Origin of the sequence: Acinetobacter sp. V2 (assembly GCF_001188385.1) — a bacterium.
GTDB classification, from domain to species: Bacteria; Pseudomonadota; Gammaproteobacteria; order Pseudomonadales; family Moraxellaceae; genus Acinetobacter; species Acinetobacter oleivorans.
Genome location: NZ_JZFB01000001.1, coordinates 840,889 through 850,375, shown reverse-complemented (window position 1 = coordinate 850,375; position 9,487 = coordinate 840,889). Strand labels below are relative to the sequence as shown.

General features: G+C 39.7%; 9 protein-coding genes. 8 read left to right on the top strand and 1 reads right to left on the bottom strand.

The window, feature by feature from the left end; genetic code table 11:
- From UC75_RS03845 to UC75_RS03820, 6 genes are all read left to right on the top strand, one after another.
- A partial coding sequence (locus UC75_RS03845; RefSeq protein WP_228137066.1) for an SDR family NAD(P)-dependent oxidoreductase occupies nt 1-720 on the top strand: 720 nt, incomplete at its 5' end.
- A gap of 2 nt (nt 721-722) precedes the next feature.
- Nucleotides 723-1,184, top strand: coding sequence for a MaoC family dehydratase (locus UC75_RS03840; protein WP_049836756.1), 462 nt, complete (start codon nt 723-725; stop codon nt 1,182-1,184).
- Between the two features lie 9 nt (nt 1,185-1,193).
- Entirely contained in the window at nt 1,194-3,017 is a 1,824-nt protein-coding gene (locus tag UC75_RS03835) for an acyl-CoA dehydrogenase (protein WP_049836755.1), read from the top strand.
- A 155-nt stretch (nt 3,018-3,172) separates the two neighbouring features.
- Nucleotides 3,173-4,546, top strand: coding sequence for a long-chain fatty acid transporter (locus UC75_RS03830; protein WP_049836754.1), 1,374 nt, complete (start codon nt 3,173-3,175; stop codon nt 4,544-4,546).
- 137 nt (nt 4,547-4,683) lie between these two features.
- Entirely contained in the window at nt 4,684-6,324 is a 1,641-nt protein-coding gene (locus tag UC75_RS03825; protein ID WP_049836753.1) for an AMP-binding protein, read from the top strand.
- A gap of 74 nt (nt 6,325-6,398) precedes the next feature.
- Nucleotides 6,399-7,301 carry a bile acid:sodium symporter family protein gene (locus UC75_RS03820; RefSeq protein WP_049836752.1) on the top strand — a complete coding sequence of 301 codons (903 nt, stop codon included), beginning with the start codon at nt 6,399-6,401 and terminating at the stop codon, nt 7,299-7,301.
- Nucleotides 7,302-7,490: 189 nt separating this feature from the next.
- Here UC75_RS03820 and UC75_RS03815 read toward each other — a convergent pair whose 3' ends face one another.
- Nucleotides 7,491-8,423, bottom strand: a complete 933-nt coding sequence (locus tag UC75_RS03815; protein WP_049836751.1) for a LysR family transcriptional regulator — start codon at nt 8,421-8,423, stop codon at nt 7,491-7,493.
- 98 nt (nt 8,424-8,521) lie between these two features.
- On the opposite strand from UC75_RS03815, the gene UC75_RS03810 reads away from it, so the two are divergent.
- Nucleotides 8,522-8,956 (top strand): DMT family transporter, encoded by a 435-nt coding sequence (locus UC75_RS03810; RefSeq protein WP_009388349.1) that lies wholly within the window; start codon nt 8,522-8,524, stop codon nt 8,954-8,956.
- Between the two features lie 9 nt (nt 8,957-8,965).
- Nucleotides 8,966-9,430 (top strand): DMT family transporter, encoded by a 465-nt coding sequence (locus tag UC75_RS03805; protein ID WP_049836750.1) that lies wholly within the window; start codon nt 8,966-8,968, stop codon nt 9,428-9,430.
- Nucleotides 9,431-9,487 lie beyond the last annotated feature (57 nt).

The following is a 9,487-nucleotide window of genomic DNA, read 5'->3' as shown; positions in this document are numbered from 1 at the left end:
GGCGAGGCGATGGCAAATGGTGCTTCAGTCACGGATATTGAACAAGTTCAACAGATGGTAGATGAAGCCATTGCCCGTTGGGGACGTGTAGATATTTTAATTAATAACGCTGGAATTCTTCGAGATAAAACTTTTAGCAAAATGTCGCTAGATGACTTTCGTACCGTGATTGATGTCCACTTAATGGGGGCAGTAAATTGCACAAAAGCGGTATGGGATATCATGCGCGAGCAAAAATATGGTCGTATTGTTATGACGACTTCATCCTCTGGTCTATATGGCAATTTTGGGCAGTCCAACTACAGCGCTGCAAAAATGGCATTGGTTGGACTCATGCAGACACTGGCTTTAGAAGGTGAAAAATCTAATGTTCGGGTGAATTGTCTAGCACCAACAGCTGCAACTCGTATGCTTGAAGGATTATTACCCGAAGAAGCCCTTAAAGCTCTTGCTCCAAGTGCGGTTAGTCCTGCAATCGCGACTTTGGTTAGCGAAGATGCACCTACCCGTATGATTCTTTGTGCAGGTGCAGGTAGTTTTGAAGCTGCCCACATTACCCTTACGCAAGGAATTTATTTAGGTACGGATGAACAGGTTCCGCATGTTTTAGCACAACGTTTAGCTGATGTTTCAAACCGAACAGATGAGTTTGTGCCTGTCAGAGGAGGCGCTCAGGGTGAGCTTGAGCTGAAAAAAGCTTCATTAATGGCAGGAGAATAATTTTGACAAAAAATACATTAAGCATCGACCAGCTTGTTGAGTTGCAAGGCCGAGCATTAGGTAGCTCGAAGTGGATGACCATTGATCAAAGCATGATTAATACCTTTGCGGATGTCACGCAAGATCATCAATTTATTCATGTGGATGAAGAAGCTGCTCGTCAGACACCTTTTGGTGGCACCATTGCCCATGGTTTTTTAACACTTTCTTTACTTTCAGCGATGGCGGCTCAGGTCTTACCAACTGTACAGGGGCAGAAATCTGGCGTGAATTATGGCATCAATAATTTGCGTTTTATTAATCCTGTACATAGCGGTAAGCGGGTGCGTGGAAATTTTCACTTAAAAAATGTTTCCCAAAAAAATAAGGGAAGTTATCAGTTGATCATGGAAGTCACGATTGAAATCGAAGATCAGGCAAAACCAGCACTTGTGACAGAGTGGCTTACACTTGTAAATGTATAGGAATAACCCATGAGCAATGAATTAATTCTCTCTCGCCGTGATGTCGATTTTTTGCTATTCGATTGGCTAAAAGTCGAAGAACTCAGCCAACGCAATTCTTTTGCAGGACAGGACCGTTTTGAATACACGTCTGTTTTAAACGTTTATGAGGCTTTGGCAACCGATTTATTTGCTCCGCATAATAAAAAAAATGACAGTAACGAACCTGTTTTTGATGGTGAGCGTGTAACTGTCAATCCTGAAGTCGGGGTCGCACTTAAGGCTTTTGCGGATGCAGGTTTGATGAGTGCAGCGTTTCCGTCAGATTGGAATGGGATGAACTTACCCAATACCATCGAGCGTGCAGGTATGGCATATCTACTCGGTGCCAATTCAGGAACAGCGGGCTACGCCTTTTTAACCATTGGTAATGCAAATTTATTAATGGCTCATGGTGAACCTGAAAAAGTTAAACCCTATGTCAACGCCATGATAGAAGGCAAATGCTTCGGAACGATGTGTTTATCTGAACCTCAAGCAGGTTCAAGTCTGGCTGATATTCGTACACGTGCGATTAAAACAAAAGATGGTCGTTATCGTATGTTTGGAAACAAAATGTGGATTTCAGGTGGCGAGCACGATATTTCTGACAATATTGTTCATTTGGTTTTGGCAAAAATTCCAGATGAAAATGGACAATTACCAGCAGGTGTGCAAGGCATTTCTCTGTTTACCGTACCGCGCAAATTACTCGATGAAAATGGACAGCCAAGTGAACGTAATGATGTGGTATTAGCTGGAATTAACCACAAAATGGGCTATCGGGGAACAGTGAATTGTGTGCTGAATTTTGGGGAAGGCCGTTTCACACCCGAAGGAGAAGCAGGCGCAATTGGTGAGCTAGTCGGCGAAGCTGGTAAAGGGCTGGCCTATATGTTCCATATGATGAATGAAGCCCGAATTTCGGTTGGACTTGGGGCAGCAGCATTAGGATATACAGGTTATCTTCATGCTTTAGATTATGCAAAAACTCGAGTACAAGGTCGTTCTCGTAGTGAACGTAATCCAAGTTCTCCACAAATCCCGCTCATTCAACATGCAGATGTACGCCGTATGCTCTTGGCGCAAAAAGCATATGTCTCAGGCGCATTAGCACTGTGCCTATATGCAGCCCGATTAACCGATGATATCCACTCACTTGAAGATGCCGAGCAACGCGATCAAGTCCATCAATTACTTGATCTATTAACACCAGTGGTGAAAAGCTGGTCTTCTGAATGGGGGCTTGTGGCAAATGATTTAGCCATTCAAGTTCATGGCGGCTACGGTTATACCCGTGAATATAATGTTGAACAGTTTTATCGGGACAATCGACTTAACCCGATTCATGAAGGAACATTTGGCATTCAAGCACTCGATTTATTAGGACGAAAAACTCGTCTTAATCAGGGACTGTCGATGAAGCTATTACATCAAAAAATCATGAATACGATTGAACAAGCCAAAGCAGAGCCTTCTTTAAAAGATCATGCAGATCAATTAGACCAAAAGTGGCAACTCATCCGAAATGTAACGGAGAAATTGCATGCATTAACCGATGTAGAACTTCAACTGGCAAATGCCGCCAATTATCTGGAAGCTTTTGGGCATCTTGTGGTGGGGTGGTTATGGCTTGATCAAGCGGTAGTCATTCATAAACTCATGCCAAATTCAACAGACCCTGATTTTCTGCATGGGAAACTTGCAGCGTGTGATTATTTCTTTGGCTGGGAAATGCCGAAAATTATAAGTTGGTTAGCGGTACTTGATCCGGTAGAGACGACTCCACTCAATATGTCAGAAGAATGGTTCTAGTAAGAACCATTCCTTAACCGCGCCATTGAAAGGAAAGGAGAACAACCCGATTTTATAGAAAATGCCTAATAAGAATCACTATGTAAAACAAACATCAGGCGTTCAGTAAAGGGCGCCCTAATAAGTAAAAATAAAAATCTAGGACGGATTAAAAGATGAAAAAGAAAACATTAGTCATAGTCATGGCTTCATTTTGTACGAGCCCACTCTATGCAGCAGCATTTGATCGAACAGGACAATCAATTTCTGCATTTCTACAACCTGGTAATTATTTTGAGGCAAGTTTATCTGTTTCAGACACTTCGTTAGAAGGACAAGAAGCGGGTACAAACCCAACGCGTAATAGTATTTCTGATATTGCAAACTCTGATTATCGCCCCAGTGCAGCTTTAAAATTACAGTTAGCACCTCAGTTTTCATTTGGTTTTCTTTACGATCAGCCATTTACGTCCGACTCTGAATATTATGGAAATAACAGCTTTGTTGCTAAGCCGAGTGACACGATTTTAGTACCGGGTATTGATTCAGCAACACTTGCCCAAAAGACCGGTAGAGAAGTCGTAACAGGTAACACCAAATCGAATTTTGTTATGCAAAATTTTAGTCTGATATTGGGTTATCAACCGGATAAGAACTGGAACTTTTATGCAGGTCCTGTTTATCAGACATTTAAAAGTAACGTCAATTTAAGAGGTCAAGTTTTCAGTTTATATAATGGCTATGACTTTAATGCCAAAGAAGTTGGAGATTGGGGATGGTTGGCAGGATTTGGTTATCAAATTCCCGAAAAAGCCATTAAAGCTTCATTGACCTATCGTTCAGAAATTATGCATGAAGTGACAGCTAATGAAAATGCGCCACTGGTTGATATGTTGAGTACACAGCAAGGCCGCGATTTTCTTGATCAGCATTTGGCGTATATGGTTTCTATAGGACAACTCACTGAATCTCGTAAGGAGGCACTTAATCATATTGTTGCGGGCTTACCAGAAGCAGGGACAACAGGCTCAACTAAGTTTAGAGCGCCAGAGTCAGTGAATTTGGAATTTCAGACCGGATTACGCAAAGGTACTTTATTGTTCGGTAACGTACGTTGGGTTCACTGGAATGATTTTGAGTTTAAACCGTATCGTTTTGGCGAAATCTCAGAAGTTGTTGGGGTCCTATCAACGCCAAGTCGTCCAAATGGTTTTAATCTGGTTCGTTATTATGATGATCAATGGTCTGCCAATCTTGGAATTGGGCAACGCCTAAGCGATAAATGGTCAGGTTCAGTTTCTGTAGGTTGGGACTCGGGAGCAGGTGAGCGCGTGTCCACAGGTGGGCCAGCTAAAGGTTATTACAGTGTTGGTCTTGGTGCGCAATATAGTCCATCTTCAAAATACTTTATTTCAGGTGGAATGAAGTATCTATGGCTCGGTGATGCCAAAGGTCAGCTTGGTGCTCAGGCAGGCAGTGAATATTATGTGGGTGAATATAAAAATAACTATTCAATCGGTTACGGTTTGAAAATTGGTTATAAATTTTAATTCAACTATTTGATGGATCGCTTAGTTATATAAACAGTTTATTTCTGTACGAGAGTAAGCAGATTAAGAGATTAAAGAAAATATAAAAAGTGGAGTAGGAACAGTTCCATTTCTCCCTCTCATAAAAGGACAATAAGATGACAAAACAGATCTGGTTAGATGAATATAAGCAATGGAATATAGAAAGTACGATTACATTGCCGGATGAACAAACTTCACTTCTCGATTTATGGGACAACAGTTTTAATAAGTTCCAGCAAAGAAAGGCTTTTATATTTGCAGATCAATCTTTTTCTTATGCTGAAATCGATTTATATAGTCGAAAAGTAGCAACATTCTTGCAAAGTTTAGGGCTAGAAAAAGGTACACGTATTGCCGTAATGATGCCCAATATTATTCAATACCCGATTATTTCACTTGCCGTCATTCGTGCAGGTTACATTCTAGTCAATATTAATCCACTCTATACAGCCCGTGAGTTAAAGCATCAATTAAATGATGCAGGCGCAAAAGTCTTATTTATATTAGAGCAATTTTTACCTGTTTATGACGCTGTCAAAGAGCAAGTGTCGGTTGAGCATATTATTACTACTACCATAACTGAAATGTTAATCGAGCAACCTACTGAATTAGACACCTTAGATTCTAAAAAATACGCTTTTAGGCAAATCTTATTGAAGGCAAATGCACAAGACTATATACGTCCTAAGCTTATTCTTGAGGACACTGCGCTTTTACAATATACGGGTGGAACCACAGGTGTATCCAAGGGCGCAGAATTAACCCATAAAAATATTGTCGCTAACTTATTACAAAATAATGTGGTTTTTAAAAGCTATTTTGGTGACCGAGATGCTTATGAAGATGAAATAGCGATCTGTGCCTTACCGCTTTATCATATTTTTGGTTTTACTGTCTGTTTATTGCATAGTGCAATGAATAAAGGTTATGCCACTGTTTTAGTTCCAAACCCGCGTGATTTAGATGCTCTCGTGCATTGTTTTGAAAAATATCGTCCTACGGTTTTTCCTGCTGTAAATACATTATTTAATGCGCTGCTTAATCATGAAGGCTTTAATAAATTGGACCACAGCCGTTTAGAAATTACCACAGGCGGCGGTATGGCAATTTTGAAATCCACTGCCGATGGATGGGAAAAACTGACAAGACGTATTATCCGTGAAGGGTATGGCTTATCAGAAACGTCGCCTGTTGCTACCTTTAACCCGCCAATCTCTAATACTTTTAGTGGCACGATCGGTATTCCTGTACCCAGCACGGATATTGCAATTTTGGATGATGAGGGTCATCAATTAGCACCCGGTGAAACTGGAGAAATTGCAATTCGTGGCCCGCAGGTCATGAAAGGTTATTGGAATTTGCCTGAAGAAACGAAAGCGGTCATGACTGCTGACGGTTTCTTTAGAACGGGTGATATTGGTTTCATGAATGAAAAAGGCTATACCAAAATTATTGACCGTAAAAAAGACATGATTTTAGTGTCAGGCTTTAATGTTTTTCCGAACGAGATTGAAGAAGTTTTAGCCCAACATCCAAAAATCTTGGAAGTCGCCGTGGTTGGTATTGCAGATGAAAAATCGGGTGAAGTGCCTAAAGCCTTTATTGTCAAAAAAGATGACTCTTTATCGGTTGAAGAAATCCAGACCTATGCCAAAGAAAACCTGACTGGCTACAAACAACCACGTCATATCCAATTTATCAATGAATTACCCAAGTCGAATGTGGGTAAAATTTTAAGAAAAGAACTCAAGGTTTAATAAGAACTTTTTATTAAAAACATAAGTGTATGGGACTAGAAGTCCCATAAATAAATGAAAAAAGGAATGAGATTATGGGTTCAGGATTAATTACTGTATTTTTACCAATTGCACTCGCAATTATTATGGCTGGTTTGGGTCTGGAGTTGACCATAAATGACTTCAAGCGCGTACGACAACATCCAAAAGCTGTCTTTATCGCATTATTTTGCCAACTGGTTATTTTAGTCAGTATTGCTTTTATTATTTGTAAGGTTCTTGCTTTACCACCCATGCTTGCTGTTGGATTAATGCTCCTTTCTGCTTCACCGGGTGGGCCAACTGCTAATTTATTTAGTTATCTCTATAAAGGGGATATCGCTTTAAATATTACTTTAACGGCTATAAATTCGGTTATCGCTGCCTTTACACTTCCATTAATTGTGAATTTTGCAATACAACACTTTATGGAAAATGGACAAAATGTAGGTTTGCAATTCTCTAAAATCATACAAGTTTTTCTCATTATTTTAGTACCCGTTGGGATCGGAATGTTAGTCCGTCATTTTGCGCCGCATACGGCTGAAAAGCTCAATAAACCTGTGCGTATCTTTGCTATCGTTTTTCTCGTATCAATCATCATATTAGCAATTGCACGAGATTACCAAAATCTGATGACGTATATTGGGCAAATTGGATTGGCTACTTTGTTGTTCTGCGTATGTAGTTTAATGGTTGGCTATTTTGTTCCAAGATTATTGGGTGTAAATAGCTTTCAGGCAAAAGCTTGCGCGTTTGAAATTGGGATTCATAACAGTACCTTAGCCATGACCATTGCTTTTACAGTAATGGCAAGCAGTATGGCCGCTATGCCAGCAGCAGTTTATTCATTATTTATGTACATTGTTGCAGCTATCTTTGGCACATTGTTAAATCGTCTAGAAAAGAAAGAGATCGCACAAATACCAACTAAAACGTACTCAAAGAATCTTCAGTAATATGTGGCAGATAAAGGTATTTAAATACCACCAGATGTTTATAGTTTGAATTAAAAGAGGAGGCCTATACCTCCTTTTTTAGTCTCAAAATTTAAAATATTATGGCCAAGTAAGCGCATTCACAATAAAAAGAAAGTGTTAGAGTGCTGTTATAAAAGCAAATTGTTAAGCCAATATTTAAGGTTTTCCTTAATCTTGCCAATAAGGTGTTTCACCATAGATCTCAGCAAAATAATCAATCACTACTCGAATATTTAAAGGTGGATGACGCACATTCGGATAAATTGCTGCGATGTGCTGTGGTTGAGGTTTAATAGATGCTTCATATTGAGGTAAAAGTTTTATTAATTTACCTTGCTTTAAAGCCTCACCAATGAGCCAGTCAGGAAATAAAACAATTCCCATACCATTGAGTGCAGCCGTCATTAAGCTCTCGGCATTATTTGAAGCAAGTAAAGGCACAATTGGATAATGTACCCATTCCTCATTTGGCTTTCTAATTAACCAACGGTTAGGTCCTTCAAACCCTTTATAGACTAAACATTTATGGTCATTGAGTACTTTGGGATGATCAAGCGCGCCGTATTTAGCAATGTAAGCAGGAGAGGCCGCCAAATGATATTTTTGTGTGCCAAAAATACGCGCATGAAACGATGAATCTGTCAGAGTTCCGATGCGAAATATTAAATCAGTACTATCCCGAAGAGGGTCTATAAATTCGTCTGTCTGAATCAGTTCTATTAAAAGTCTTGGATAACGTTCTGATAAACCTGCTAACCACGGCGCAATATGGCTTTGACCAAAAAATACGGGCGCATTAATTCTGACCAGCCCAGAGGGTTCTACCGTTTTATCTTGCAATGCTTTTTGAGCTTCATCAAATTGCTCTGTAATTCTTTTGGCATATTCAAAAAACAATTTACCTGATTCGGTTGGTGTGATTGCTCGTGTATTTCGATAAAAAAGTTGCTGCCCCAACGCATCTTCTAACTGTTGAATGGTCCGAGAAATCATCGATGCCGAAACATCTTCTTTTCTCGCCACAACAGAGAAGTTTTGAGCTTTATATACACTGATAAAAAAGCGAAGGCTACGAATATCAATCGAATTTGACAAATTCATCTGTGCAATTTCTGCAAAAGTGATTCATGGATTATGCTGTTTTTCTGCTGAATTGGCTACTCTATGATTCGTTGCCTAAATACCATGAGGCAATGTTCATGCAAATTCTATTACTGTTTCTCACCATTTTAGGTGGGATGGGGCTATCCGTAGAAGCTGGTCTTTTAGGGCCATTAGGTACACAAGTTGGAGAATTGTGGGCCACTTTTAGTATTTTTGGAGTAGGGGCCGCACTTACCTTTCTACTTATGTTGTTTTTTAGTCCTCGCAATAGTCCCTCATTTTTTACTCTTCCATCATGGCAGTTATTGGGTGGGGTAATTGGCCCGATCTACGTCATTATTCTTACCATCACAGCGCCGATTATTGGTATTGCCATGACCATGATTGGAATTTTGGCTGGTCAAGTTTTTAAGAGTCTAATTATTGATCATTATGGGTTACTCGGAACCCCGCATAGAAAAGTAGATCGAAAACGTGTGCTTGCGCTTGTTTTTATTGTGGTTGCACTTTCGTTAGTCGCAAAAGCATAAGGGGGAAATATGACTATATTGATGATTTTATTGGCAGTCATCGGCGGTGCTTTACTTAGTGTACAAGCGGCAATTAATGGCCAGCTTGGCAGTAAAGTTGGCGTATTCCGTAGTGCATTTTTAACGTTTTCGGTAGGCGCTTTAATTACCGCATTACTTATTTTTTATTTTGAACCCAAGCAAACTTTAACCCTATTAGATGTACCTAAATGGCAATTACTGGGTGCAATGTGTGGCGTTCCCTATATTGTGATTATGGTCTTAGCAGTACAAAGAATCGGGGCGGCTGTTGCAACTGTTGCGGTTATTTTTGGGCAACTTCTCATGAGTATGTTAATTGATAATTTTGGTTGGTTTGGCAATGAAATTCTGCCTTTTTCAACCTATAGATTGGGCGCGCTCATCTGTTTAGCAATTGCACTTTATTTTATCTATTCAAGTAGTAAAACGACTCAAGTTGAACCTAACAGCTAACATGTTTATAAAACAGGAGAGTTTTATTAAGTTAATATTTAAGGTTTTCCTTAATTG

What these genes read in the sequence shown, in the direction of transcription:
- UC75_RS03815 (WP_049836751.1), bottom strand. Translation starts at nt 8,423, where the DNA reads ATGAATTTGTCAAATTCGATTGATATTCGTAGCCTTCGCTTTTTTATC.
- UC75_RS03825 (WP_049836753.1), top strand. Translation starts at nt 4,684, where the DNA reads ATGACAAAACAGATCTGGTTAGATGAATATAAGCAATGGAATATAGAA.
- UC75_RS03830 (WP_049836754.1), top strand. Translation starts at nt 3,173, where the DNA reads ATGAAAAAGAAAACATTAGTCATAGTCATGGCTTCATTTTGTACGAGC.
- UC75_RS03820 (WP_049836752.1), top strand. Translation starts at nt 6,399, where the DNA reads ATGGGTTCAGGATTAATTACTGTATTTTTACCAATTGCACTCGCAATT.
- UC75_RS03810 (WP_009388349.1), top strand. Translation starts at nt 8,522, where the DNA reads ATGCAAATTCTATTACTGTTTCTCACCATTTTAGGTGGGATGGGGCTA.
- UC75_RS03805 (WP_049836750.1), top strand. Translation starts at nt 8,966, where the DNA reads ATGACTATATTGATGATTTTATTGGCAGTCATCGGCGGTGCTTTACTT.
- UC75_RS03835 (WP_049836755.1), top strand. Translation starts at nt 1,194, where the DNA reads ATGAGCAATGAATTAATTCTCTCTCGCCGTGATGTCGATTTTTTGCTA.